Annotated in this window: 22 protein-coding genes; 13 read left to right on the top strand and 9 right to left on the bottom strand. The window is 62.4% G+C overall.

Features of this window, described 5'->3' with window-relative positions:
• Positions 1–269: 269 nt before the first annotated feature.
• Positions 270–1,691, bottom strand: coding sequence for an MFS transporter (locus tag NKI25_RS21415; protein ID WP_352590483.1), 1,422 nt, complete (start codon positions 1,689–1,691; stop codon positions 270–272).
• A gap of 293 nt (positions 1,692–1,984) precedes the next feature.
• On the opposite strand from NKI25_RS21415, the gene guaB reads away from it, so the two are divergent.
• Genes guaB through NKI25_RS21430 form a run of 3 tightly spaced genes read left to right on the top strand, consistent with a single transcriptional unit; the run spans position 1,985 to position 4,507 of the window.
• On the top strand, positions 1,985–3,487 hold the full coding sequence (gene guaB, locus NKI25_RS21420; protein ID WP_352458563.1) for an IMP dehydrogenase: 1,503 nt from the start codon (positions 1,985–1,987) through the stop codon (positions 3,485–3,487).
• A gap of 31 nt (positions 3,488–3,518) precedes the next feature.
• Entirely contained in the window at positions 3,519–4,058 is a 540-nt protein-coding gene (locus tag NKI25_RS21425) for a hypothetical protein (RefSeq protein ID WP_352571507.1), read from the top strand.
• A 29-nt stretch (positions 4,059–4,087) separates the two neighbouring features.
• The gene (locus NKI25_RS21430; protein WP_352590486.1) at positions 4,088–4,507 is read left to right on the top strand and encodes an MAPEG family protein; all 420 of its coding nucleotides are present in this window, start codon (positions 4,088–4,090) and stop codon (positions 4,505–4,507) included.
• 12 nt (positions 4,508–4,519) lie between these two features.
• Here the strand turns inward: NKI25_RS21430 and rnd are convergent, their stop codons facing one another.
• Positions 4,520–5,671 carry a ribonuclease D gene (rnd, locus tag NKI25_RS21435; RefSeq protein ID WP_352590489.1) on the bottom strand — a complete coding sequence of 384 codons (1,152 nt, stop codon included), beginning with the start codon at positions 5,669–5,671 and terminating at the stop codon, positions 4,520–4,522.
• A gap of 73 nt (positions 5,672–5,744) precedes the next feature.
• Entirely contained in the window at positions 5,745–6,992 is a 1,248-nt protein-coding gene (locus tag NKI25_RS21440; protein ID WP_023674455.1) for an MFS transporter, read from the bottom strand.
• Between the two features lie 391 nt (positions 6,993–7,383).
• On the opposite strand from NKI25_RS21440, the gene NKI25_RS21445 reads away from it, so the two are divergent.
• The 4 genes from NKI25_RS21445 (at position 7,384) to aspS (ending at position 12,442) form a co-directional block, all read left to right on the top strand.
• Positions 7,384–8,652 (top strand): ABC transporter substrate-binding protein, encoded by a 1,269-nt coding sequence (locus tag NKI25_RS21445; RefSeq protein WP_352590492.1) that lies wholly within the window; start codon positions 7,384–7,386, stop codon positions 8,650–8,652.
• A gap of 68 nt (positions 8,653–8,720) precedes the next feature.
• Positions 8,721–9,593 (top strand): carbohydrate ABC transporter permease, encoded by an 873-nt coding sequence (locus NKI25_RS21450; RefSeq protein WP_352590748.1) that lies wholly within the window; start codon positions 8,721–8,723, stop codon positions 9,591–9,593.
• 19 nt (positions 9,594–9,612) lie between these two features.
• On the top strand, positions 9,613–10,437 hold the full coding sequence (locus NKI25_RS21455; RefSeq protein ID WP_352590495.1) for a carbohydrate ABC transporter permease: 825 nt from the start codon (positions 9,613–9,615) through the stop codon (positions 10,435–10,437).
• A gap of 214 nt (positions 10,438–10,651) precedes the next feature.
• The gene (aspS, locus tag NKI25_RS21460) at positions 10,652–12,442 is read left to right on the top strand and encodes an aspartate--tRNA ligase (protein WP_352999352.1); all 1,791 of its coding nucleotides are present in this window, start codon (positions 10,652–10,654) and stop codon (positions 12,440–12,442) included.
• An 80-nt stretch (positions 12,443–12,522) separates the two neighbouring features.
• On the opposite strand, the gene NKI25_RS21465 is transcribed toward aspS, so the two are convergent.
• Positions 12,523–13,716: an aq_1923 C-terminal domain gene (locus tag NKI25_RS21465; protein ID WP_352590498.1), complete on the bottom strand. Its 1,194-nt coding sequence runs from the start codon at positions 13,714–13,716 to the stop codon at positions 12,523–12,525.
• A gap of 371 nt (positions 13,717–14,087) precedes the next feature.
• Between NKI25_RS21465 and parC the strand changes: the two genes are divergently transcribed.
• Together parC and NKI25_RS21475 are read left to right on the top strand one after the other, a co-directional pair.
• Positions 14,088–16,340, top strand: a complete 2,253-nt coding sequence (gene parC, locus NKI25_RS21470) for a DNA topoisomerase IV subunit A (protein WP_352590501.1) — start codon at positions 14,088–14,090, stop codon at positions 16,338–16,340.
• A gap of 248 nt (positions 16,341–16,588) precedes the next feature.
• Complete coding sequence (locus NKI25_RS21475) at positions 16,589–17,809, top strand: AI-2E family transporter (RefSeq protein ID WP_352571482.1); 1,221 nt, start codon at positions 16,589–16,591, stop codon at positions 17,807–17,809.
• Here the strand turns inward: NKI25_RS21475 and NKI25_RS21480 are convergent.
• From NKI25_RS21480 to NKI25_RS21490, 3 genes are all read right to left on the bottom strand, one after another.
• The gene (locus NKI25_RS21480) at positions 17,797–18,693 is read right to left on the bottom strand and encodes a DMT family transporter (protein ID WP_352999308.1); all 897 of its coding nucleotides are present in this window, start codon (positions 18,691–18,693) and stop codon (positions 17,797–17,799) included. The two genes, NKI25_RS21475 and NKI25_RS21480, sit on opposite strands and share 13 nt — an antisense overlap.
• 121 nt (positions 18,694–18,814) lie before the next feature.
• On the bottom strand, positions 18,815–19,579 hold the full coding sequence (locus NKI25_RS21485; protein WP_352456566.1) for an arginyltransferase: 765 nt from the start codon (positions 19,577–19,579) through the stop codon (positions 18,815–18,817).
• 138 nt (positions 19,580–19,717) lie between these two features.
• Positions 19,718–20,188: an RDD family protein gene (locus tag NKI25_RS21490; RefSeq protein ID WP_023674465.1), complete on the bottom strand. Its 471-nt coding sequence runs from the start codon at positions 20,186–20,188 to the stop codon at positions 19,718–19,720.
• Between the two features lie 212 nt (positions 20,189–20,400).
• Here NKI25_RS21490 and sthA point away from each other — a divergent pair, with 212 nt between their 5' ends.
• The 3 genes from sthA to NKI25_RS21505 all read left to right on the top strand — a co-directional run bounded on the left by sthA (position 20,401) and on the right by NKI25_RS21505 (position 23,597).
• Positions 20,401–21,789, top strand: a complete 1,389-nt coding sequence (gene sthA, locus NKI25_RS21495) for a Si-specific NAD(P)(+) transhydrogenase (RefSeq protein WP_352571479.1) — start codon at positions 20,401–20,403, stop codon at positions 21,787–21,789.
• A gap of 149 nt (positions 21,790–21,938) precedes the next feature.
• On the top strand, positions 21,939–23,147 hold the full coding sequence (locus NKI25_RS21500) for an MFS transporter (RefSeq protein ID WP_352571478.1): 1,209 nt from the start codon (positions 21,939–21,941) through the stop codon (positions 23,145–23,147).
• Between the two features lie 72 nt (positions 23,148–23,219).
• Positions 23,220–23,597, top strand: a complete 378-nt coding sequence (locus tag NKI25_RS21505; protein ID WP_352571477.1) for a VOC family protein — start codon at positions 23,220–23,222, stop codon at positions 23,595–23,597.
• A gap of 46 nt (positions 23,598–23,643) precedes the next feature.
• On the opposite strand, the gene NKI25_RS21510 is transcribed toward NKI25_RS21505, so the two are convergent.
• Positions 23,644–24,486: an alpha/beta hydrolase gene (locus NKI25_RS21510; protein ID WP_352571504.1), complete on the bottom strand. Its 843-nt coding sequence runs from the start codon at positions 24,484–24,486 to the stop codon at positions 23,644–23,646.
• 28 nt (positions 24,487–24,514) lie between these two features.
• Here NKI25_RS21510 and NKI25_RS21515 point away from each other — a divergent pair, with 28 nt between their 5' ends.
• Positions 24,515–25,690 carry an OpgC family protein gene (locus NKI25_RS21515; RefSeq protein WP_023674470.1) on the top strand — a complete coding sequence of 392 codons (1,176 nt, stop codon included), beginning with the start codon at positions 24,515–24,517 and terminating at the stop codon, positions 25,688–25,690.
• Positions 25,691–25,712: 22 nt separating this feature from the next.
• Here NKI25_RS21515 and NKI25_RS21520 read toward each other — a convergent pair whose 3' ends face one another.
• The gene (locus NKI25_RS21520) at positions 25,713–26,792 is read right to left on the bottom strand and encodes a LacI family DNA-binding transcriptional regulator (RefSeq protein ID WP_352571476.1); all 1,080 of its coding nucleotides are present in this window, start codon (positions 26,790–26,792) and stop codon (positions 25,713–25,715) included.
• Positions 26,793–26,864 lie beyond the last annotated feature (72 nt).

Here is a 26,864-nt window from a genome sequence, read left to right on the forward strand (position 1 = left end):
ATCAGAAAATAGAAACCATCGACCTCAATGTCCTGGCGCGATAGCATGCAAAACTGTTCGCGATGTCCTCGCACATCTGTTCGCGATGTCCCCAGTCCAAACACCCTTGTGGGAGAAGGTGGCCTCACGAAGCGAGGTCGGATGAGGGGTGTTCCAGCTTGGCAACACGCTTGCAGTTATCATCGCCTCATTTCTTCCAACACCCCTCAACCGTCTCGGCGCTGCGCGCCTATCCACCTTCTCCCACAAGGGGAGAAGGGAAGGGGTCCTCAACTCCCCGACGGGCTCACCGGCTCCAGCGTCTTCGGCGGCGTCAGCCGGCCATGTCCAGACACGGCATTGCCGGCCTCCGGCGCCAGCCGCATGAACGACAGCGAGGCTGCCGCCGACACCGCCGCTACAATGAAGAAGGCGGTGTGGAAGTCGCTCAGCGTCAGCGGGCCGCCATGGATATTGGTCGACACTTCCAGGATGCCGCCGGCCAGTGCCACGCCGAGTGCGATCGCCAACTGCTGGAACACCGCCGTGATCGGCGTGGCCTTGCTGGTGTCGGCGGCCGAAATCTCGGCGTAGGCAAGCGCATTGATGCCGGTGAAGAACATTGAGCGGATGAAGCCCCCGGCGAGCAGCATGGCGAGGATCAGCCCGTAGGGCGTTTCCGGGGTGAAGAGGCCGTAGATGGCGATCGACCCGGCCGCGATCAGCGAGCCCGAAATCAGCACCCGGCGGAACCCGGCGAGCCGGAAGATCAGCGCGGTGACGAACTTCATGCCAATGGCGCCGATCGCCGAGACGAAGGTGATCATGCCGGACTGGAACGGCGTCAGCCCGAAGCCGATCTGGAACATCAGCGGGAGCAAAAACGGCACCGCGCCGATGCCGACGCGAAACAGCGAGCCGCCGAGCACCGAGGAGCGGAACACCTGGTTGCGGAACAGTTCCAGCGCCAGCAACGGATTCTGTGCCCGGCGCGCATGCAGGAGATAAAGCGCGCCCGAAACCAGCCCGACCGCCACGGTAATGAGGCCGGTTGCAGGTGGCAGATAGGGCAGGCTGACGACCGACAGGCCGAAGACGACGCCGGAGGCGGCCAGCCCGCTCAGTACGAAACCAATGAAATCAAGCGGCGGCGTCTCCATCGATTCCGTCTCCGGCAGGAAGCGGGTGGCGAGCCAGATGCCCAGCAGGCCGATCGGCACGTTGATCAGGAAGATCCAGTGCCAGGTGAAATAGGTGGTGATGAAGCCGCCGACCGGCGGCCCGACGAGAGGCCCGACCAGCGCCGGCACGGTCAGCCAGGACATCGCGGCGACGAGTTCGCTCTTCGGCGTGGCGCGCACCAGCACCAGGCGTCCCACAGGCGTCATCATGGCGCCGCCAATGCCTTGCAGGAAGCGCGACACCACGAAGGCCGGCAGCGAATTGGAAAACGCACAAGCGATCGAACCGACGATGAAGACGGCGATTGCGGCGCGAAACACGTTCTTGGCGCCGAAGCGGTCGGCCATCCAGCCGCTGATCGGAATGAAGATCGCCAGCGACACCAGATAGGCGGTCAGCGCCAGCTTCAACGCGATCGGGCTGGTGTGGATGTCGACGGCAATCGCCGGCAGCGATGTCGCTATCACGGTCGAATCCATGTTTTCCATGAAAAGTGCGACCGCCAGGATAAGCGGGATGATGCGGTTCACGATGGATCCGGCCTTGAAATGTGCGTCGCGATTGCTTGCCGGCCTTGGGGGCCAAACCGACAGGTAGGGCGGTTATCATGGCTGGGCCCGAATGTCGCATTAATTTGCTGTCACGTTTGTGCGACCGCAAGTCTTGCATCACCTGCGGCAAATGCAGCTTCGCCACTACACAACCATCGGCTTTTCAACGGCGACGGGACGTGTTACGAGCCAGCGCCAATCCTGAAAGGGAAGAAGACGAGTCGGCGCTGTCCATCAGGGCGAGCGCCTTTCCTGCATTCCGAGGGCTGGCCATGGCAAAAATCATCGAGACGTCCACCGGCGCATTGGCGCTGACCTTTGACGACGTGCTGCTGCAGCCGGGTCATTCCGAGGTCATGCCCGGCGAGACCGACATCCGCACCCGCATCGCTGGCGACATCGACCTCAACGTGCCGATCCTGTCGGCCGCCATGGACACGGTCACAGAGGCGCGGCTCGCCATCGCCATGGCCCAGGCCGGCGGCATCGGCGTCATCCACCGCAATTTCTCGCCGGCCGAACAGGCCGAGCAGGTACGGCAGGTGAAGAAGTTCGAGTCCGGCATGGTGGTCAACCCCGTCACCATCGGTCCCGAGGCGACGCTTGCCGATGCGCTGGGTCTGATGCGCACCTACAGCATCTCGGGCATCCCGGTGGTCGAGAACGGCGGCACCGGCGGCCACACGGTCGGCCGGCTCGTCGGCATCCTGACCAACCGCGACGTCCGCTTCGCGTCCGATCCGGCGCAAAAGGTCTATGAGCTGATGACCCGCGAGAACCTGATCACGGTCAAGGAGAACGTCGATCAGGACGAGGCCAAGCGGCTGCTCCACCAGCACCGCATCGAGAAGCTTGTTGTGGTCGATCGGGACGGCAATTGCGTCGGGCTGATCACGGTCAAGGACATCGAGAAGTCGCAGCTCAACCCGCACGCCACCAAGGATGCGCAGGGACGCTTGCGCGCCGCTGCCGCCACCAGCGTCGGCGATGACGGCTTCGAGCGGGCTGAGCGCCTCATCGACGCCGGCGTCGACCTTCTGGTGATCGACACCGCGCACGGTCATTCGCAGCGCGTTCTGGATGCGGTGACGCGGGCCAAGAAGCTGTCCAACTCGGTTCGTATCCTGGCCGGCAACGTCGCCACCGCGGAAGGCACCTTGGCGCTAATCGATGCCGGCGCCGACGCGGTCAAGGTCGGCATCGGACCAGGCTCCATCTGCACCACCCGCATCGTCGCCGGCGTCGGCGTGCCGCAGCTCTCGGCGATCATGTCGGCGGTCGAGACGGCGCAGAAATCCGGCGTTTCGGTCATCGCCGATGGCGGCATCAAATATTCGGGCGATCTCGCCAAGGCACTGGCCGCCGGCGCAAGTGCTGCGATGATCGGCTCGCTGCTGGCCGGCACGGACGAGAGCCCGGGCGAGGTCTATCTGCACCAGGGCCGCTCCTTCAAAGCCTATCGCGGCATGGGCTCGGTCGGCGCCATGGCACGCGGCTCCGCCGATCGTTACTTCCAGGCCGAGGTGCGCGACACGCTGAAACTGGTCCCGGAAGGCATCGAAGGGCAGGTGCCGTACAAAGGACCTGTGTCTGGCGTGCTGCACCAGCTTGCAGGCGGCCTGAAAGCCGCTATGGGTTATGTCGGTGGCCGCGACCTTGCCGATTTCCGCGAGCGCGCCACTTTTGTGCGGATATCCAATGCCGGACTTCGTGAAAGCCACGCCCATGACGTCACGATTACCCGCGAAAGCCCGAATTATCCTGGCGGAGCCTGATCGCCATGCGCTTTGGCGCAATCTGGCGGCAATGATCCTGCGGCTGTCGCGCCACGCGGCCGCACTCTGTACCGCCACCGTGGCGGTTTTCATCATCATGACGGCGATGGAGTTCCTCTATTTTCGCCGATTGAGCGGCGGTCTGCCGTCGCTCGACATGCGCTATACCGGTTTCACCCCGGATGAGGGCATGGCCTGGCTAACAGCCCTCGGCCGGCGCGGCAGCGAAATTATTCTCGTCTGGCATTACCTGACCTTCGACCTGCTTTTTCCGGCGCTGCTATCGCTGACGATGGTCAGCCTGATCCTGGCCACGGGCCGGCGGCTGAAGAATTTCCGTGCACTGCCTGCGCAAACCCAGTCGATATTCGCGGTTGTGCTGGTGCTGCCCTACCTGCTTACCGACTATGCTCAGAATATCGCCGTGGCTCGTCTTTTGTCCGATTTTCTGTCGGCCAATCCGGATTCACTATCCTTCGCCTCGGCGCTGATCGTCACCAAATTCGCCCTACTGGCGATACCAGTGACTGTCATTGCGGCTTTCACTCTGATGGCTCAGAAACGGCCTTGAAGGCTGGGTGACAACGACAGGGGGGCGTCTTGAACCAGACCGCGATCTTCTGGCCGATGCTGGCGCAGGTGCTGCTGGTCTATATCGTCTATATCGTAATGGGCCGGCGCCGCTATGGTGCGGTCAGGTCGGGCGAAGCCAAGACCGGCCAGTTCAAGACGCGCTCGACGGAGCCTGGGTCCAGTATCACCGTCACCGACAATCTGAGCAACCAGTTCGAACTGCAGGTGCTTTTCTACGTCTTGTGCTTGACGCTGCACGTGACCAATGGCGTCAATTATCTGACCTTGGCTCTGATGTGGATCTTTGTCGTCTCCCGCTATCTTCACGCGTCGGTCCACTTGACCAGCAATCGGCTAATCCTGCGCAGCAGGGCATTCTACCTGGGCGCGGTAGTTCTTGCACTTGGCTGGATATGGCTAGCGCTGCATCTGCTCGGCTTGGTCTGAGCAAGCTCAAGGCTACAAATCGAACACAGCGATCTTGCGCTTGTCGAACCTGATGGCGAGTTCACCGCGCACCAGCTTGAGCGCGGCCTCGCCGAAGACGGCGCGCCGCCAGCCTTGCAATGCCGGCACGTCGGCTTCCTCGCCCTCGGCAGCGATGCGGTCGATGTCGTCACTGGAGGCGAGTACCTTGGATGCGACGCCCTCCTTTTCGGCAACGATCCGCAGCAGCACCTTCAGCAACTCCGCCGCGGCGCTCGACCCCTCCGGCGGCTGGAAGCTCTTCGGCAGCTTCGGCATCTCTTCCCTGGGCAGGGCAAGGGCGCCGTTTACCGCGCCAAGCAGTGCCGTCGCCGTCGACGAGCGCTCCCAGCCCTTCGGCGTGGTACGCAGCTTGCTCAGCGCCGCAGCGTCGCGCGGCGCCTGCTGCGCCACTTCGTAGATCGCATCGTCCTTGAGCACCCGGCCGCGCGGCACGTCGCGCTCGCGCGCTTCGCGTTCGCGCCAGGCGGCCACCGCCTGCACGATCGCCAGTTCCTGCGGCTTGCGCAGCCGCATCTTGAGCCGCTTCCAGGCATCCTCGGGATGCGGATCATAGGTCTCGCGCGAGGTCAGCACGTCCATCTCCTCGTTCAGCCAGTGGGCGCGGTTTTCCCGCACCAACTCGGCGCTGAGATGCTTGTAGACCTCGATCAGGTGGGTGACGTCGGCGAGCGCGTAGTCGAGCTGCTTTTCGGACAGCGGACGGTGGCGCCAGTCGGTGAAGCGCGAGGACTTGTCGAGCCGCGCTCCGGTGATGCGCTGCACCAGCTGGTCGTAGGAGACGCTGTCGCCGAAGCCGCAGACCATTGCCGCGACCTGGGTGTCGAACACCGGATGCGGCACCAGATCGCCGAGATGCACGATGATTTCGATGTCCTGGCGCGCCGCATGGAAGACTTTGACGATCGCCTCGTTGGCCATCAGCCTGAAGAACGGTTTCAGGTCGATGTCGGGCGACAGCGGATCGATCAGCGCGGTCACCCCGGGCGCTGCCATCTGGATCAGGCACAGGATCGGCCAGAAGGTCGTTTCGCGAATGAATTCGGTATCGACGGTGACGAATTCCGCCTTTTCGAAAGCGGCAATAGCGGTCTCGAGTTCTTTCTGGGTGGTGATGACGTGCATCAAATCGCTTTTGGCAAGGGATAGGGTCTCTTTCAATTTCAGCCGCGCGCCCTTTCGTCAAGCACCAGCACCTCTATCCAGGCTTTGCGGGTTCATCGGGATCGGCATTCCGCTTCGCCAGCCGGGCAAAAACCGTCGAAGTGCGCAACAGCGCCGTAAAACGGCTGCGATGGGTGGCCGGCACGGCGGAGCGCGCCTGCATCCGGTAAAGGATGACGGCCACGAAGATTGCATAGACGGTGGCGCTGAACACGAACAGCGCGCTCGGCCCGAAAAATTGCATCACCGTCGAGGCTGCGAACGGCCCGCCGATGGCGCCGAAGGAATAAAACAGCATCAAGGCAGCGTTGATCAGCACGAACTCGCCCTTGTCGGCGCGGTCGTTGGAATGCGCCGCTGACAACGAATAGAGCGGCATGGCGAAGCAGCCGAAGATGAAGACGAGCAGGAAGTTGAGAAACGGGCTGCCGCCTGCCACGAATGCCAGCGCCAGTGCCGCCACCATCGCACAGCACGTCGTCATCAGCAGCACCGAGCGCCGGTCCCAGCGGTCGGAGAGATAGCCAAGCGGGTATTGGATGATGGCGCCGCCGAAAATACCGACGCTGACGAAGGTGACGACGTCGGCGACCGACATGCCGATTTGCTCGGCATAGACCGGCGACAGGGTGCGGAAGGCGCTGTTTGTGACGCCGACGGCGATACAGCCGAAGCAGCCGAGCGGCGAGATCCGCCAGACGCGCGCCAAATCGAGCTTGACGTCTTCCGGCGGCGTCGGATTGGAGCGGTCGCCGAGCGAAACCGGCACCAGCGAAACGGTGATCATCATCGACATGATGGCGAAGATGGCAAAGCCGCCGGCGCCAAAGATCGGGATCAGGAACTGGGCGCCCGTCACCGAGCCGATGTCGACCATCCGGTAGATGGCAAGCACCCGCGCCCGGTCGGTGTTGGTGACGCCGGAATTCAGCCAGGCTTCCATGATGGTGAACAGGCCGGCAAAGCAGAACCCGCCGGCAAAGCGCACGGCGCACCACATCACCGGATCGATGACCAGCACCAGAAGCAGCGTTCCCGCCGAGGCGATCGCCGCGAGTGCCGAAAAGGCGCGCACATGGCCGACGGACTTCATGATGCGGGTCACGGCAAGGCAGCCGAGCAGGAAGCCGGCGAAATAGAACGTGCCCATCAGGCCGATCGAGGAAGCGGGAAAACCTTCCTGCGCACCACGCAGCGCAATCAACGTGCTCTGCAGGCCGTTGCCGCCGAGCAGGATGCCGGCGGCGATCAGGAGGGGGATCAGCGGGCGGATGGAGGACATGAAGGAAAGCCTGTCGTTGATCCTTCTTGAACTATCGCCTTCGCCAATGCCAGCGGCAATTCCCGGTGGCGTTGGGGCCAGCCGGGGGCCTTAATGCATGTCGCGCAAAAGTGTGCAGCGGTTTTGCGATAACGACATGCATAAAAACAAGAACCTAAAGCGCGTCGCATGAGGCCGATCGAACGCGACACGCTTTAGGTGCATTACCGAGGGGGAACTTGCGCTACCGCGTGGCGCCGGACCCTCCGTGTTGGGAACCAAGGCGTATCTTTGTAGTTCAGTGCTGGTGGGCGAATACGCGTCTTGTGAGCCGCCGGTGTGCGGAGACGGTGTCAGGCATCGACGTCGTTTCTGCTGCCCGGCCTGAAGCTCCAAAGGGAGGTCCGCCATCATGAAATTTCATTCCGCATTTGCGGCATTTGCCGTGGCCGCAGTTCTGGCGGCCGGGCCGGCGCGGGCTGTCGACCTCGCCATGGTGTCCGGAGATACCGGCAACGGCCAGAGAATCCTTCGCGAGATCCTCGATCAATACGAGAAGAAGACCGGCAACAAGGTTAGCGTCGTTCCGCTGCCTCCCTCGGCGACGGACCAGTTTGGCCAATACCGGCTCTGGCTTGCCGCCGGAAGCAGCGACGTCGACGTCTATCAAACGGACATCATCTGGGCCCCCCAGCTTGCAAGGCAGTTCATCGACCTGACCGAAGCGACCAAGGATGTCGTTGGCGCCCATTTCCCATCGATCATCAAATCGCAGACCGTGGACGGCAAGCTCGTCGCCTTGCCGATATTCACCGACGCTCCGGCGCTCTACTACCGCAAGGATCTCCTCGACAAATACGGCGCCAGGGTCCCGGCCAGCTGGGCTGAACTTGCCGATACCGCCAAGCTTGTCATGGACAAGGAGCGCGCGGCCGGCAACAAGGACATGTGGGGTTTCGTTTTCCAGGGCAACGCCTATGAGGGGCTGACCTGCGATGCACTCGAATGGGTGAAGTCGAACGGCGGCGGCCAGATTATCGAGCCGGACGGTACGATCTCCATCAACAATCCGCAAGCAGCTGCGGCGCTGGAAATGGCGAGGAGCTGGGTGGGAACCATCTCGCCGCCCGGCGTTCTGGCCTACCAGGAAGAAGAGTCGCGCGGAGTCTGGCAGACCGGCAACGCCGTCTTCATGCGCAACTGGCCCTACGCCTACGCGCTTGGCAACAGCGAAAGCTCCCCCATCAAAGGCAAGTTCAAGGTGACCACGCTGCCGCCGGGGTCGGGTGAGGGCGCGCGCCCGGCAGCAACGCTTGGCGGCTGGAATCTCGCGGTTTCCAAATATTCGAAGAACCCGGATGCAGCGATCGAGCTGGTCAAATGGATCGCCTCGCCTCAGATGCAGAAGTACCGCGCCTTGAAGGGGGCATATCTGCCGACCATCCAGGCACTCTATGACGATGCCGAGATCGCCAGCGCCCAGCCGGTGATTCCGCGCTGGAAGGAAGTCGTCCTCAACGCGGTGCCGCGTCCCTCGGCCCAGGCCAAGACCAGGTACAATGAGGCATCGAGCGAGTTCTGGACCGCCGTCCACAACACCATGTCCGGCGAGGGCACGGCCGCCGACAACCTTGCCGATCTGGAGTTCTCCTTGACCAGGCTCAAGGGCACCGCCTGGTGACCTCGCCGCGCTCAGGCTCGCTGCTGGCGCGTCAGCGTGTGCGCTCGGCATGGCTGCTGCTTGCTCCGATGCTCATCGTGCTCGCCGCCGTTGCCGGTTGGCCGTTGATGCGCACGATCTATTTCGGCTTCACCGATGCCTCGCTCGCCGACCTCGAAGCCCGCCGCTGGGTTGGCTTCGCCAACTATTTCTCCGTCGTGCACATGCCGAGCGGCCGCGTCATCTATGACGGGCTGCTCGCCGATCCGGTCTGGTGGCGCGCCGTCTGGAACACGGTGCGCTTCGCGGTGATTTCGGTGACCTGCGAGACGGTGCTCGGCATGATCGTCGCGCTGGTGCTCAACGCCAAGTTTCGCGGCCGCGGCATCGTGCGCGCGGCGATCCTCATTCCTTGGGCGATCCCGACGATCGTCTCGGCGAAAATGTGGCTGTGGATGCTCAACGACCAGTTCGGCATCATCAACGACGTCCTGCTCAAGCTCGGCCTGATCAGCACAAAAATCGCCTGGACGGCCAGCGCCGACACGGCGATGGTCGCCGTCCTCGTTGTCGACATCTGGAAAGCGACCCCTTTCATGGCGCTTCTCATTCTCGCCGGCCTCCAGATGCTTCCGCAAGAAATCTACGAGGTCGCCAAGCTCGACGGCGTCGGCGCGTGGAGAATTTTCTGGAAGATCACCTTGCCGCTCATCCGACCGGCGTTGATGGTGGCCATGATCTTTCGCGGTCTCGACGCCCTGCGCATCTTCGATCTGATCTACGTGCTTACGCCAAACAACATACATACCAAGTCGATGTCGGTGTTTGCCCGCGAGAGCCTGTTTGAGTTCGACAAGTTTGCCTACGGTTCCGCCGCCTCGACGCTGCTCTTCCTTATCCTCGCTCTGCTGACCATGCTCGTTCTTTGGCTCGGCCGGATAAGACTGGACAAGGACTATTGATCATGTGGGACTACTGACCATGTGGATCGTCAAGCGCACGGCTTTCTACCTCCTCGTCGCCGTTATCGTCGTCGTCGCGGTGTTCCCGTTCTACTATGCCACCATCACCAGCCTGAAATCGGGAACGGCGCTCTTCCAGGTCGACTATTGGCCGAAGACGATTACCTTCAGCAACTACAGGACCGTATTCACCGAGGGGACCTTCCTGCGCAATCTCGTGAACTCGCTGTTCATCTCGAGCGCGGTTGTTGTCATTTCGCTGTTCCTCGGCGTCACCGCCGCCTATGCGCTGGCGCGCATCCGCTTCCGCGGCCGCTCGGCTCTGCTCCTCACTATCCTGTCCGTTTCGATGTTCCCGCAATTGGCGGTGCTTGCCGGTCTTTTCGAGCTGATCCGCACCTTCGGCCTCTACAATTCGCCGTTCGCGCTGATCTTGTCCTACATGATCTTCACCTTGCCGTTCACCGTCTGGGTGCTCACCGCCTTCGTTCGTGACCTGCCGATCGAGGTGGAGGAAGCGGCGATCCTCGATGGCGCCACGCCCTGGATCATCATCAGCCGCGTCTTCCTGCCGCTGATGTGGCCGGCGCTGGCGACCACCGGGCTACTCGCCTTCATCGGTGCTTGGAACGAGTTCCTGTTTGCCCTGACGTTTACCTCCAGCAACGAGCAGCGAACCGTGCCGGTCGCCATCGCCCTGCTCTCCGGCAGCTCTCAATTCGAGATCCCGTGGGGCAACATCATGGCCGCATCGGTGATCGTCACCGTGCCGCTCGTCATCCTTGTCCTGATCTTCCAGCGCAAGATCATCTCCGGCCTCACGGCGGGCGGGGTGAAGGGGTGAGTGCATAGTTGAACTGCCGGCACCGAGCAGCGAACTCAGATTGACGCCTCGAGCATAAATTGATGCCGGTGGGATAGGGCGGGAAGAACGCGAACTCGACCCAGCCGCGGCTTGCCTTGACAAATGCACCCTCCCATGTGCTTTTCGCGCAAATTTTCGAGCCGGGCTCTCACGCTTCGGCACAGCAACCAACATCCGGACTTCAGCAATGACAATGCATCGTTACCGCAGCCATACCTGTGCCCAGTTGAGGAAGGCCGACGTCGGCTCGACCGTACGCCTGTCGGGTTGGGTGCATCGCGTGCGCGACCATGGCGGCCTGCTGTTCATCGATTTGCGCGACCATTACGGCCTGACGCAGATCGTCGCCGATCCGGATTCGCCGGCCTTCAAGATTGCCGAGACCTTGCGCGGCGAATGGGTCGTCCGCGTCGACGGCGAGGTCAAGGCGCGCCTCGCCGACACCGTGAACCCTAATTTGCCGACCGGCGAGATCGAGATTTTCGCCCGCGAGATCGAGGTGCTGTCGGCGGCCAAGGAATTGCCGCTGCCGGTCTTCGGCGAGCCGGATTATCCAGAGGACATCCGCCTCAAATACCGCTTCCTCGACCTGCGCCGCGACACGCTGCACAAGAATATCGTCGCGCGGACGAAAATCATCGCCGAGATGCGCAAGCTGATGGGCGAGGTCGGCTTCACGGAATTCTCGACGCCGATCCTGACCGCCTCGTCGCCGGAAGGGGCGCGCGACTTTCTGGTGCCGTCGCGCATCCACCCCGGCACTTTCTATGCGCTGCCGCAGGCACCGCAGATATATAAGCAGCTGATCATGGTGTCCGGCTTCGACCGCTACTTCCAGATTGCGCCCTGCTTCCGCGACGAGGACCCGCGCGCCGACCGTCTGCCGGGTGAATTCTACCAGCTCGACGTGGAGATGAGCTTCGTCGAGCAGGAGGATGTGTTCAGCACCATGGAGCCGGTGATGCGGGGGGTGTTCGAGACCTTTGCCGCCGGCAAGCCGGTGACGGAGAAGTTTCCGCGCATCGCCTATGATGTCGCCATGCGCAAATACGGCACCGACAAGCCGGACCTGCGCAACCCGATCGAGATGCAGGCCGTCTCGGATCATTTTCGCGACTCTGGCTTCAAGGTATTTGCCAACATCCTTGCCAACGATCCGAAGGCCGAGGTCTGGGCCATTCCGGCCAAGACCGGCGGGTCTCGCGCCTTCTGCGACCGCATGAACTCATGGGCGCAAGGCGAGGGCCAGCCCGGCCTCGGCTACATCTTCTGGCGCAAGGAGGGCGAGAAGCTTGAAGGCGCCGGGCCGCTGGCCAAGAACATCGGCGAGGAGCGCACCGACGCGATCCGACAACAACTCGGCCTTGCCGATGGCGATGCCGCCTTCTTCGTCGCCGGCGATCCGAAGAAATTCGTCTCCTTCGCGGGAGCGGCGCGCACCCGCGCCGGCGAGGAGCTCAATCTTGTCGACCGCGACCGCTTCGAATTGTGCTGGATCGTCGACTTCCCGTTCTTCGAATGGAACGAGGACGAGAAGAAGATCGATTTCGCGCACAATCCTTTCTCGATGCCGCAAGGTGGCATCGATGCGCTTAACGGCGAGGATCTGCTCGGCATCAAGGCGTTCCAGTACGACATGGTCTGCAATGGCTTCGAGATCGCCTCCGGCGGCATCCGCAACCATCTGCCCGAAACCATGGTCAAGGCGTTCGAAACCGTCGGGCTGGACCGCGCAACGGTCGAGGAACGCTTCGGTGGCCTTTACCGTGCTTTCCAGTATGGCGCGCCGCCGCATGGCGGCATGGCGGCCGGCATCGACCGTGTCGTCATGCTTCTGGTCGGCGCCAGGAACCTGCGCGAAGTGACCATGTTCCCGATGAACCAGCAGGCCTACGACCTGTTGATGAACGCGCCGTCGGAAGCCAGCCCGCAGCAGCTTCGCGAATTGTCGCTGCGCGTCGTGGCGACGAAGAAAGAGGTTTAGAAAACGCTCCGAACCGGTGCTGTTGATTCATAAAAAAGCCCGGCATCGCTGCCGGGCTTTTTGCTTGAAGCCTGTCTCGATCAGTCTTCGTTTGCTGTAACCGTCACGCCAAGCGTTTTCGGCAGGTCGAGCGGGTTGGACATGGCGCCCGCCATGATCAGCGCGAACGGCACCGCTGCCGGCGGCTCGGCCGAGACCTCGATGCTTTGCGGGTCGTCGAGGAATTTGTTGACCGCGGCCGAAACCTGCGCGGTCAGTTCCGGATTGTTGAGCTGCGCCATGCCGAAGGGCACGATCGCCTTGGCCTGGTTGGCGATGTCCTTGCCGGACATGCCTTGCTGCTTGCCGGCATAATCGAGCACCTTTTTGGTCAGCGAATCGTCGTCGAAGCGGATCGAGGCGCTGTTGAACGAAAGCTGCTGCAGCAGCCCGAGCATGGCCATGCCTTGCGCCGAATTGTCCGCGCCTTCGGGCTGCGCTGCCATCTTCTTCTGCATCTCCTGCAGTGATTTGATGACGTCCAGCGTGTAGCCGCCGAGATCGAAGGTCATGCCGAGCGTGCCGGCATTGTCGACCGATATTTCGTATTTCGACAAGTCCATCCTGCCGTCGGTAGGCTGCCAGGTGCCTTCCATCTCAAGATTGCCTGATATGTTCTGGTAGCCGAGCGCGTTGATGACTTCCTTGGACTTCGGATCTTCGACCAGGGTCAGGTCGGCAGCGAATTTTTCCGTAGTGCCGGAAAACGCCATGGCCTTGCCGTCGGCCGGCGGCGTGATTGCGATGGCAAGCCCGTCCATCGAGAAAGCAGTTTTGTCAGCCACTTTGACTGTCATGTTGTCGAGCTCGGCCGATTTGTACATCATCAGCGAGCCCAGCGGACCGGTTGCGCCTTCGGCCGGAACCGTCATGTCGTGGATGACGAAGGGGCTGAGATTGAGCGTGACGCCATCTTCGCTGTGTTCGAACGGCGACGTCGATACGGTCGCGATTTGATAGCCGCCATTGGCTTCGGTCACACCTTCGAGCTTGACGTCGCCGATCTTGAGCGCCTCCTTTTCGGCCGCCGGTTTGACCGCTACGCCTTGCAGAACCATGCTGGAGGTGTCGCCGGTTACTCCGGTCCAGGAGAGGTCGACACCCTGCGCGGCGAGGGCAGCCTTCAGCCGGTCGGCGACCGCGGTATCCTGCGCGAACGCCGCATTCAGCGGCAGCGTCAGCAAAAAGGTCGAAAAAGCCAGTCTTTTAATAAGTGTCGAGTGTCTGATCGTCATCGAGAGCTCCCCTGAGAGTGTCCTGAAATTCTTTTCAAATCGTCGCGTCGTCACCATTCGGTGACGAACTGGACCGGAAAAAGGCGGGCCCCGGCACAATGGTCGAAAATCGCGGCCAAAGGCAAACCCGATCCATCAGCCTTGCGATAGAAGCAGGATGTAACGGGTTGATGTTGGCCGGCGTCGTGACGCTTCCAATTCCTGTTGCATAATGGATGTCGCGCAAAAGTGTGCAGCGGGTTTTGCGATAACGGCATGTATCAAAACAAGGACCTAAAGCGTCGCATGGGGCCGGTCGAATGCGACTCGCTTTAGGAGGATGCATACCGGTGCCTCTTGCCGCGAATCACCCGCTCGGCTAGTGCCAGCCCATGGGAAAAAGGCTTTTGCCGCCCGAGAGTGGCGGCGGCGACAATATCGAGCCGGTCGATCTGAAGAAGGCGCTGGAAGAGCGCTATCTCGCCTACGCGCTGTCGACCATCATGCACCGGGCACTGCCGGACGTGCGCGACGGGCTGAAGCCGGTGCATCGTCGCATCATGCATGCCATGCGTCTGTTGCGGCTCAACCCCGACCAGGGCTTTGCCAAATGCGCCCGCATCGTCGGCGAGGTGATGGGCAAATTCCATCCGCATGGTGACCAGTCGATCTACGACGCGTTGGTGCGGTTGGCGCAGGATTTTTCGATGCGCTACCCGCTGGTCGACGGGCAGGGCAATTTCGGCAATATCGACGGCGATAACGCCGCCGCCATGCGCTACACCGAAGCGCGCATGACCGAAGTGTCGACGCTGCTGCTGGAAGGCATCACCGAGGACGCCGTCGATTTCCGCCCGACCTACAACGAGGAAGACGAGGAGCCGGCCGTGCTGCCCGGCGCCTTCCCTAACCTGCTCGCCAACGGCTCGTCCGGCATCGCCGTCGGCATGGCGACCTCGATCCCGCCGCACAATGCGGCCGAGCTCTGCGACGCCGCGCTTCACCTGATTGATCGTCCGGATGCGCCCGTCACCAAGCTGATGGATTTCGTGCAAGGTCCGGATTTCCCGACCGGCGGCATCATCGTCGACAGCCGAGCCTCGATCCTCGAAGCCTACGAAACGGGTCGCGGCGGCTTTCGTGTCAGGGCGAAATGGAGCCAGGAGGACCAGGGCAGGGGCACCTGGAACATAGTCGTCACCGAAATCCCTTACGGCGTCCAGAAGGCCAGGCTGATCGAAAAGATCGCCGAGCTCTTGATGGCACGCAAGCTGCCGCTGCTCGAGGATATCCGCGACGAGAGCGCCGAGGACATCCGCGTCGTGCTGGTGCCGAAAAGCCGCTCGGTCGATCCCGGCATCATGATGGAATCGCTGTTCAAGCTGACCGAGCTCGAAAGCCGCTTTCCGCTCAACATGAACGTGTTGTCGCGCGGCAAGGTGCCGAACGTGCTGTCGCTGAAAGGTGTGCTCAAGGAATGGCTGGAGCACCGCCGCGACGTCCTGATCCGCCGCTCCAAGCACCGCCTCGGCGAGATCGAAAGGCGGCTGGAGATCCTCGCCGGCTATTTGATCGCCTACCTCAACATCGACGAGGTGATCAGGATCATCCGCGAGGAGGACGAGCCCAAGCAGGTGATGATGGCCCGCTGGTCACTCACCGACACCCAGGCTGAAGCCATCCTCAACATGCGGCTGAGGGCGCTGCGCAAGCTCGAGGAATTCGAAATTCGCGAGGAATTCAATGGCCTGACCGGCGAGAAGAAGCAGATCGAGGCACTGCTTGCGTCCGACGCCAAGCAGTGGGCGACGATCAAGTGGGAAGTCGCCAATGTTCGCCAGAAATACGGGCCCGAGACCGACATCGGCAAGCGCCGCACCGAGTTCGCCGACGCACCCGAGCATGACCTGACCGATATCGCCCACGCCATGATCGAGCGCGAGCCGGTCACCGTGGTCGTTTCAGAAAAGGGCTGGCTGAGGGCCATGAAAGGTCATCTGACCGACCATTCGGCCCTGACCTTCAAGGAAGGCGACAGCCTCAAGCTCGCCTTCCACGCCCAGACGACCGACAAGGTGCTGGTCTCCACCACCGGCGGCAAGTTCTACACGATCGGCGCCGACCGGCTGCCTGGTGGGCGTGGCCACGGCGAGCCGATCCGCATCATCGTCGACATGGACAACGACCAGGATATCGTCACCGCCTTCGTCCATGATCCCAAGCGCAAGCTGCTGCTGGTGTCGCATGACGGCAACGGTTTCATCGTGCCGGAAGAAGAAGTCGTCGCCAACACCCGCAAGGGCAAGCAGGTGATGAACGTCAAGGCGCCCGACGAAGCCCAGCGCTGCATAAGCGTCGCCGGCGACCATCTCGCCATTGTCGGCGAGAATCGCAAGATGCTGGTATTCCCGCTGGCCGAGATCCCGGAGATGGGGCGCGGCAAGGGCGTGCGCCTGCAGAAATACAAAGATGGCGGCGTCCTCGACCTCAAGACCTTCACGCTCGCAAGCGGCCTGTCCTGGCAGGATTCGGCAGACCGCACCTTCACCAAATCGCGTGACGAGCTTGCCGAATGGATTGGCGCCCGCGCCTCGGCCGGCCGCATGGTGCCGAAGGGTTTCCCGAGGACTGGCAAGTTCGGGTGAAGCGGTAATCTCCCCCCTTGAGGGGGAGATGGCCGGCAGGCCAGAGGGGGTCCCCGCGCATGAAGCGCCAGCCTCCTTTGTTCGTGGTAAGGTCGCGTCAGGACGTCCCGACCCCTCTGTCGCCTTCGGCGACATCTCCCCCTCAAGGGGGGAGATTAGCAGCTCCACCCAAACATTTGGGATGTCGTCACGATTGCTGCACTATATCAGGGCATAAGCGATACGATGGGCCAGGGAGAGGTAGCCGCTTGAAGGAAGTCAGGATCCAGAAGCCGGAGCGGCAGCAGCGTCTGTTTGGCCTGTCGATGCCGCTCAGGGCCGCTGTCATTCCGCCGCTGTCGGCGGCGCGCTGGCTCCTGGTGCTGATCGTTGCCGCCGGCGTTTATTTCTTCCACGGCTTCCTGTTCCCGGTTCTTGCCGCCCTGGTTATCGCCTTCGCCAGCTGGCCGCTCTATCGGCGGCTGCTCGCCGGCGTCGGCGGCAACCGCACCATCGCTGCGACGCTTGCGATCTTGTTCATCCTGACTTTCCTGGTGGTGCCGATCGCGCTTGCCGGCACCTACGCCATCAATGAGGTGCGCGAGTGGGTCAACTGGGCGATAGAGACCAACCGCTACGGTGCGCCGACGCCGCACTGGATCGCCACCATGCCCGTGGTGGGCGAATGGCTCAATGAACAATGGACGGTCAACGTTGGCCACCCCGGCGGTATCGGCGAACTGATCCAGCTGATCAGTGGCGCCAATATCGGCAGCATCTATCGCGGCGTGCTTGCCGCCGGCGGCAGCGCCTTCGGCCTTTTGCTGACGCTGCTATTCATGATGATCGCGCTGTTCTTCGCCTATCGCGACGGCGAGCATTTCGCCGGACAGGTCGATCGCCTCGGCGAACGCATCCTGCCGGCCAGATGGGAACGGATCTCACGCGTGGTGCCTGCGACAATCTCCTCGACGGTGACCGGCATGACCGTTATCGCCATCGGCGAAGGGCTGGTGCTGGGTATCGCTTACTGGTTGGCCGGCGTGCCGTCGCCGGTGACGCTCGGCGCGCTGACCGGCATCATGGCGCTGATCCCCGGCGGCGCACCGCTGTCCTTCACGCTGGTGTCGATCTATCTCGCGGCCAGCGGCTCGCCGATGGCCGGGCTGGCACTGTTCATCTGGGGCGCGGTCGAACTCTTCATCGTCGACAAGACATTGCGCCCGAAGCTGGTCGGCGGGCCGATAAAGCTGCCCTTCCTGCCAACCTTTTTCGGCCTGATTGGCGGCGTCAAGACAATGGGCTTTCTCGGCCTGTTCATCGGCCCGGTGCTGATGGCCCTGCTGGTCGCAATCTGGCGCGAATGGCTGCGCGAAGTGGAACTGACCGATGAGCTCGCTGCCGCCGAACCGGCGGAGCACGATGACGCACCGCCGCAGATCGAAATTGTCGCCGGACGCGCCGCCGCGAAAAAGAATCAGGCCGGGTGACTGACGGCGAACGTGGCGCGGCGCTTGCGCCCTTCGTGCAACTGCCAGAGCGAATGGCCGATCAAGGTCATGATGAGGATCGCGCCGCCGATCAGGCTGTTGCGCGACGGTGTTTCGGCGAAGATCATCCACACCCAGACCGGCGCCAGCACGGTTTCAAGCAGGTAGAACATCGCCACCTCCGGCCCGGAGATGTATTTCGGGCCGTTGGCGAGGCAGAAGAACGAGATCGGCATGATGACGGCGCCGTTGAAGATGATCCACCACGGTGCGTTGACATGAAAACCCACCTTGGAAACCATCACGGCGCCGACGGCCAGCGGCAGGACCACTCCGATCAGCGCCGTGAAACCCATATCCTTGCCGCTGGCGCGCGAGATGGTGATGGCCGCGGCGATCATGAAAGCCGAGCATAGCGCCATCAGGTCGCCGAAGAGATGTCCGGTTCCAACGGAATCGCCGACAATGATCGTCACGCCGACGATCATCAGTGCCAGCGCTGCAAGCGTCAGGGGCCGTGGCCTCTCCTTCAGGAACAGCCATGACAAAAGGGCCGCGAACATGGTTGTGAACGCCAGGATGAAAACGAGGTTGGCTGTCGAGGTATTGTAGACACCGGTGATGAAGGCGATCGAGCCGAGCCCGTAGAGGCCGGCAACGATGAGCCCTGACCAGCCCGGCACAAGCTGCGGTGCCTTTGCGCTCAGCGAGCGCCAGGCGGCCCAGATGATAAGCGTGGCGACGAAGGTCGTGCCGGTGCGCAACAGCAGGATCGTCCACGCCTCGCCGTCGGCGAGCCGGATCAGCGGAATGTCGACGGTCAGCGTCAGCCCGCCGATGGCGGTGATCAGAAGGCCTCTCTGGTGGTCGTTGTGGGAAGACATGCGGCAATTCTCGCGTAGGCTTGGAGGCGCAAAATTGACCGCCCGGTTTTCCAGCCGATCGGCCGGAAGCCCAGCGGCATCCTCCTCGAAACAATTTAAGAGTGAATACCGAAAGCGAAGATCAGCGCGAAACCGCTTCGTGATTGTAGCGTTCCCAGCCTTTCGGGCCGAGATGCTCCTGCGGCTGGAAGCGCATCTTATAATTCATCTTGCGCGAGCCGTTGACCCAGTAACCCAGGTAGACATGGGGCAGGCCCATCGCCCTGGCGCGGGCGATGTGGTCGAGGATCATGAAGGTGCCGAGCGAACGGTCCTCGAAGTCCGGGTTGAAGTAGGAATAGACCATCGACAGGCCATCGGCCATCTTGTCTGTGAGCGCCACGGCGATCAGCTCGCCCTGGCCCTTGCCGGTGATGAAGCTGTCAGGTCCGCGGCGACGGTATTCGATGACCTTGGTGTCGACATGGGTATCCTCGACCATCATGGCGTAGTCGAGCACGGTCATGTCGGACATGCCGCCACGGCGGTGGCGGGCGTCGAGATAGCTGCGGAACAGCGAATACTGTTCGGTGGAGGGTTCTGCGTCGTGCATGGCGCCGACCAGATCCGAATTATGCTGTATGACCCGTTTCAAGTTGCGGCTGGCGGTGAATTCCTGCGCCAGGATGCGCACCGACACACAGGCGCGGCAGGTCTCGCAGGCCGGCCTGTAGGCGATGTTCTGCGACCGCCTGAAACCGCCCTGCGTCAACAGATCGTTCATCTCGGGGGCCTTGTCGCCGACCAGGTGTGTGAACACCTTGCGCTCGAACTGGCCCTCGAGATAGGGACATGGCGAGGGCGCGGTCAGAAAGAACTGCGGCGACTGGGTCGGGTGCTGCGTCATCGAGCCTTGGAAACACTCCTGCGAATCGCTCTACCTTTGGCGCGGACGCCGAAAAATTCAACAGGATTGTGAAAGCCTGGTTGATTGGACGTCTTCACATTTGTGCGCAAAGGCTGCGGCCGCGCTTCAAAAGTCTGCTCAGCGGCCGCTGCGGCTGACGACGGTGCCGAGCAGCAGGTCGTGCAGCGTGCGCTTGCGGTCGGAAAACAGGCTCACCAGCAGGACCAGCGGCGAAAGGATGACATTGCCGGCCCAAAACAGCACCGAATGCACGACGGCGGTCAGCCCGTCGATGCGGCTGCCGTCGAGCCGGTCGAGCCGGATGCCCATCATCTTCATGCCGGTGGTGGCCTGGTCTTTACTGCCGAGCGTGTTCCAGATGTAGAGGATGGCGACGGCCGGCACGAGAATGGAAAACAGCATCCAGCCGAGGCCGAGCGTCAACAGCCCGAACAGGAACACCAGGATCGCGAATGGAATGGTGAGCAGCGCGACGATGAAATAATCGATGACAAAGGCGAGAATGCGCCGCGTGCGCACGCCCTCATAGGCGCGGACATCTTCGAGCCTGCTGGTAATGATTTCGCCGTCGAGAACGCGAGCGTTCATGTCATTTCCTCGTAATCGAACCCGGGTTAATGCACGGGGCCGCTTCTTGGTGAAATGGTGAAGGTTCGCGGCGGAATCAAGATCGAGCCTTTCGCCGCCGTGTAGATGGTGACGGAGTGCCTGGGGCCGTCTGACTTGTTGAATTCACGGCGCGGATAGCGTTAGTTTGCTGCGGCGCAACAAAGCGCGCCGAGCCGAGGGGACGGGGCGACATGGACTACGACATGCTGGTCATCGGCAGCGGCCCATCCGGGCGCCGCGCCGCGGTGCAGTCGGCCAAGCTCGGCAAGTCGGTGCTGGTGGTCGACAGAGGCCGGCGTCTCGGCGGCGTGTCGGTGCATACCGGCACCATACCGTCGAAGACGTTGCGCGAGACGGTGCTCAACCTCTCCGGCTGGCGTGAGCGCGGCTTTTATGGACGCGGCTACCGCGTCAAGCAGGACATTTCGGTCGGCGATCTGGTCGAGCGCCTGCACAAGACGCTCGACCATGAGGTCGAGGTGCTGCAGCATCAGTTCATGCGCAACACGGTCAAGAGCGCGCGCGCCGCGGCAAAATTCCTCGGCGCCAACAAGGTCAGCCTGACCACCGACACCGGCGACTACAGCGAGGCTGGCTTCTCCCATGCGCTGATCGCGGTCGGCACCCGGCCGCACCGGCCGCACGACGTGCCGTTCGACAAAACACGGATTTTCGACAGTGATGAGATGCTGGAGCTCGATCGCCTGCCGCGCACGCTGACGGTGATCGGCGCCGGTGTTATCGGTGTCGAGTATGCGACGATCTTTTCGGCGCTCGACGTGCCGGTGACGCTGGTCGAGCCGCGCAATACGATGTTGGATTTTGTCGACCGCGAGATCGTCGACGACTTCATCCATCAGATGCGCGACCGCGGCATGACCATCCGATTGGGCAGTGCCGTCAAGGAGATCGCCTCCAAACCCGACTATGCCGAGGTGACGCTGGCCGACGGCCGCACCATACGGTCCGAGATCGTGCTTTACGCCGCAGGGCGTACCGGCAATGTCGGCAGCCTGGGCTTGGAAACGGTCGGCATCGAGTCCGATTCCAGAGGCCGCATCAAGGTCGATCCGCAGACCTTCCAGACCAGCGCGTCCAACATCTATGCCGCCGGCGATGTTATCGGCTTTCCGAGCCTGGCCTCGACCTCGATGGAGCAGGGCAGGGTGGCCGCCTGCCATGCCTTCGGCGTGCCCTTGCCGCCGCCGCCCGAAACCTTTCCCTATGGCATCTACGCCGTGCCGGAAATCTCCACGGTCGGGCAATCCGAGGAGCAGGTGCGTGAGAGTGGTGCCGCCTACGAGGTCGGCGTGGCGCGGTTCCGCGAGACATCGCGCGGCCACATCATGGGCGTCAACACCGGCTTCCTGAAGCTTCTGTTCTCGATCGAAACACGCCGTCTGCTCGGCGCCCATATTGTCGGCGAGGGCGCGACCGAACTCATCCACATTGGCCAGGCGGTCATCAATCTCGGCGGCACCGTCGACTTCTTCGTCAACAACACCTTCAACTATCCGACGCTGGCCGAAGCCTACAAGATCGCCGGGCTGGACGCCTGGAACCGAATGGGGCGAGGGTAGACCATGATCCCGAATCGAAGGACCGCGTGGGCATCGGTTTTGCTGCGCGGACCTTCGGGATGGGGGCAGGACACTCAGCAGTGGCGCATTGCAACCGACATGGTGGCCGTTGCGTTTCAGCCAAACGGATTGCCGAACAGGGCAAAGCAATGACTGGGGCAGCGCCAAGGAAAACCTTCGCCTGGATTTCCCGAAACACGGTGCTTCTGGCGCTGGCGAGCCTGTTTGCCGACATTTCGACAGAGATGCTTTATCCGATCCTGCCGATCTTCCTAACCCAGACTCTGCACGCAAGCGGGAGCGTCGTCGGTCTGGTCGACGGAATCGCCCAGGCGACGCAGAACATCGTGCAAGGTTTTTCGGGCTGGCTCTCGGACAGGCTTCAGAAGCGGAAACCGATAGCCCTCATTGGCTATTTTCTGGCCTCTATCGCCAAACCGCTGATCGGCGTGGCCACGGTGTGGCCGATGGTCCTGGGCGCGCGGTTTGTGGATCGGCTCGGTGCAGGTTTCCGGTCCGCTCCGCGCGACGCGCTCCTTGCTTCGTCCGTGGCCGACGAGCACCGAGGCAAAGCATTCGGCCTAGAAGGCATTGGCGACAATCTGGGAGCGTTTCTGGGACCACTGCTCGCGGTGCTGCTTCTCATCGCCCTCAAAGTCGATATCCGCTGGATCTTCTATCTCGCGCTCATTCCCGGTCTCCTCGCCTTCCTCATGGTGGTGTTGGTGCACGAGCAGCCACTGGCCGTAGCCGCAAAGGCCAAGATCGACATCAATCTGCGGCAGTTTCCCAAAGCCTATTGGACCTATCTCTTGGTGACAGCTCTCTTCGGCATCGGCAATTCGAGCAATGCGTTTCTGATTCTGCAAACACAGGATATCGGTGCCTCTTTGGAGGCAACCATTCTTATCTATGCAGGCTTCAATCTCGTTGCGGCGCTGATTTCCTACCCGGCCGGCTTTCTATCGGATCGCTTCGGCCGCAAGGGCGTGTTACTGTCGTCCTTCGTCATCTTCCTGATCGCCTATCTCGGCTTCGTCTTGACCCGGAACATCTATCTGATCGGGCTGCTTTTTGCCTTCTACGGGTTCTATCAAGGCATCTTCCGCTCAGTCGGCAAGGCATTCGCCTCGGACTTCGTGCCGCAAGAGCTGCGTGCCAGCGGCATCGGCTGGTACAGCACCACGGTCGGCCTGCTGGAACTCGCGGCAAGCGTTGTCGCCGGACAGCTCTGGGATCGTGTAAGCCATGAGGCGGTGTTCATCTACGGCGCTGTCTTCGCCGTGGTCGGCAGTGCTGGTCTGCTTGCCCTGATCCCCTGGCGAACCGACGGTCATAGTGTGTCGGCGGCGTCGTAGTGCTGCCGGGGCGTTGCCGATGATGAGCAGCCTTTAATAAAACGTTCTACTCAAACTGAAAGGTCCCCGGTCATGACGCCCGTCAGTGTTCGCTATATTGTCGACGATGTCGCCGCTTCCATCGATTTCTACGTGAAGCATCTGGGCTTTGCCATTGAACGGGATGCGCGGCCGGCTTTCTGCTCGGTCACGCGCGGCGATCTGCGGCTTCTGCTGAGCGGGCCGGAGAGCTCGGGCGCACGGGCGATGCCGGATGGCCGCCGGCCGGTGCCGGGAGGGTGGAACCGCATCGTGCTGGTGGTGCCGGATCTGAAGCAAGAGGTTGCGCGCCTGAAGGGCGCCGGGCTCGCCTTCCGCAACGATATCATCAACGGCGTCGGCGGCTCGCAGACCCTGCTCGAAGACCCGTCCGGCAATGCGATCGAGCTATTCCAGCCCGCCGCACACTGACATTCGATGGTCGGGCCCGCGTTGTGCGTGCGCTCAATCCGCTCGTTCAGCGGTTGCCTGACCCCGCCAGCCACTGCCTGACGATTTCAGCATCCGCGTCGCCGATTTCATGGCCGGAGGCAATGGTGTGGGTCTCGACCTTGGCGCCATGCGAGCTCAGTAGAGCGGCCAACACGGGGGCGAAAGGCGCGTAGGTCAGGTCGGCGGCGCCGGCGACGATCAGAGCCCGCGCCTTCGACAGGTCGGCCGGCGGCACCTCGTCGAGCACCGGCATGGGGCGCAGCAATGCAGCGCGCTCGATGAGGCCCGGATGCAGCGGCATGACGCTTGAAACCAGATTGGCGCCGTTCGAATAGCCGAGAAAGGTCGCGCGGCGGAGATCGAGGCTGTGGCGCTTCGCGACGCCGGCGACGAAGCTTGCAAACGCATCTGCCTCCGCGCGGATACTTGCCTGCTCGAATCGCGTCGGGGTGATTCGCGTGAACCAGCGGAAACCGTCCTCCTGAGGGATGCGGCCACGGACCGTAACCAGCGCCGCATGCGGCGCGATTTGCCGACCAAGCGGCAGCAAGGTCGTCTCGTCGACACCCGATCCATGCAACAGGAACAGCCAGTCACCGGGTAAATTGGCGGATCGATGGAGCCGGTAGAAAAAGCCTGAATTCTCCTGCAAAATACCGTCTTCGAGGCTTTGCTCGGCCATAGTCACATCCTTTTGATTCCGCGTTACTTTCGTTAATTTGCCGGCTTCAAAACGGAATATTTTCAAGCTCCGCGAAAGTTGATTGAACCGGGCGCATTTCAGTCCGTTTCTTTGCCGATATAATCCCCGCGGGGGATCGAAGCAGTGTGCGCCGGGTGGTCGCCCGAGGGATCGCATGCCGGGCATGAACAACCAGCTTTAAGGCCTTTTATCGATGACCATGCCAGTTTCGCCGGAACGCGATACGCGTATTGATGTGTTCCGGGCTCTCGCCCTCCTGACCATATTCGTCGACCACGTGCCTGGCACCGTTTTCGAAACCCTGACCTACAAGAATTTCGGGTTTTCGGATGCGGCCGAGGCCTTCGTGCTGATCTCCGGCATGTCCGTCGCTCTCGCCTACGGCACTAAGTTCCAGCCGGGAAACCGGCTGATTGCAACACTGAAAATGTGGCGCCGCGCCGGTGTGCTCTATGTCACCCACATCGTCACGACGATGGTGGTCATGGCTATCTTCTGCGCGGCGGCGGTGTTTGCGAAACGGCCGGATCTTCTGACGCTGATCAACATCGAGCCGCTCGTCAGGAACCCGCCACAAGTCCTGGTCGGCATCGTCACGCTCGGCCATCAGCTCGGTTACAACAACATACTGCCGGTCTATGCGGCGCTGCTGTTGATGGCTCCGGTCTTCCTGCTGTTCATCAGCTACCGGCCACTGGCGGCGCTCGCAGTATCCGCAGCCCTTTGGCTGATTGCCGGAATCTACCAGATCGCGCCGCCGAACTACCCGGAGCCCGGCTTCTGGTTCCTCAATCCGCTGTCATGGCAATTGCTGTTCAATATCGGCATGGCCAGCGTGTTGCATGTGCGGCGCGGCGGCACCATCCCTGTCAATCGCTGGCTGGTCGGCGCGGCCGCCGCCTATGTGCTGACGGCGCTCGTCTGGGTGCACAGCCCGCTGTGGGGGCATGTGTCGTGGCTCGACCTGCCGGTGGTGCTGACCGGTTTCGACAAGACGTTCCTGTCGTTGCCGCGGCTGCTGCACATCCTGGCGATGAGCTACCTAGTCGTCGCCTTGCCTTTCGTCTCGAACCTGTTCCGCACCGGCCGCGACAATCCGCTCGCCATATTGGGCAAACGCTCGCTGCCGGTTTTCATTGCCGGCACGGTGATTGCCATGGCGGCGCAGGTGATGAAGCTGGTCAACCCGGGCGGCTTTGCCTATGACAGTCTGCTGCTCGCCGCCGGCATCGCCATGCAGTTCGCGCTCGCCTTCTATCTGGAATGGCTGTCCGCTATCGGCTGGTCCGGCAAGGGCAAGCCGGTCCGCAACGAGGCGCCGCCGGTCCGTCCATCCTTTGGCATCGGTCCGATGGCGGCCAATCGATAAGATTTGGAGCCGATCTGCCCAGTCAACCTGTGCCTGGCGGCGGCCGGGACGACGCCCTGACGACAAGTTCGACGCCGAGCGTTTCTCGCCGCACCGTGCCGTCGAAGTCGAGGATTCTTCGCGCTGCCCGGCGGCCGATCTCGGCGATCGGCTGGGCGATGGTGGTGAGCGGAGGCTCGCAAATTGCGGCTTCAGGCACGCCGTCGAAGCCGACGACGGAAACATCGCGAGGAACCGCGATGCCCCGCGCGCTGAGCCATTCCAATGCTTCCATCGCGACCCGGTCCGACATCGCCAGGATGGCGGTCGGCGGTTCCGCCGAGGCGAAGAGGGTTTCGAGGCCGGCCTTTGTGCTGGCCTCATCGTTTTCAGTCTCGTAGACCGGCACCTTGGCGGTATCGACGCCGAACCGGGAAAGCTCTTCGAGATAGCCGAGGAGGCGGTCACGGGTTCCTGTATAGACTGCGGTCCGGACCTGCTCGGGCGAGACAAGTCCGGTGCTGTCGTCGGCGAAGGCCAGCGACAGCACGGCGAAGCGGCGATGTCCAAGTTCCGCCAGATGGCGCGCCGCGAGCCGGCCGCCGGCAACATTGTCGACGCCGATCGCGGAGACCGTGGCGTCCTGCGAGCCGAGCTCGAGCGCGACGAAGGGGAGCTTGCGTTCGCGCGTCAGCTCGACGAGGCGCGGACCGCCCTCGATGCAGAACAGGATGAAGCCGTCGACCAGGGCGCTCTGGATATTCCAGGCAAGTTTTTCCTCGTTGCCGGCCGACACGAGGGCTATTCCCGCGCCGGTGGCGTCGCATGCCTCCGAGATGCCGGCCATCATCACGCGCGCAAAGGGGTCGTCGAAGAAATAGGACAGCGGCTCGGTTGTGGCGACGCCGATCGCATTGACCTTGCCGGCGCGCAGCAGGCGGCCCTTTGGATCGGGGCCGGCGTAGCCCAGCGCCTCGGCCGCCGCCTTGACGCGCTCGCGGACTTCCTCACGCACGATTTCGGGACGGCTGAAGACATTGGAGGCGGTGCCGTGTGATACGCCCGCGGCTTTGGCGATGTCCGCCAGCCGGATGGGCCTCCTGCCTTCGGTGAGTGATGCCATTTGTTTGTCTCCGGGACTCCGGTCCAACAGTATCGCCGACTACCTAACACCTTCGTTGGATCGATTCAAATT

The sequence above is a fragment of the Mesorhizobium sp. M0808 genome, assembly GCF_040320025.1.
Taxonomy (GTDB): domain Bacteria; phylum Pseudomonadota; class Alphaproteobacteria; order Rhizobiales; family Rhizobiaceae; genus Mesorhizobium.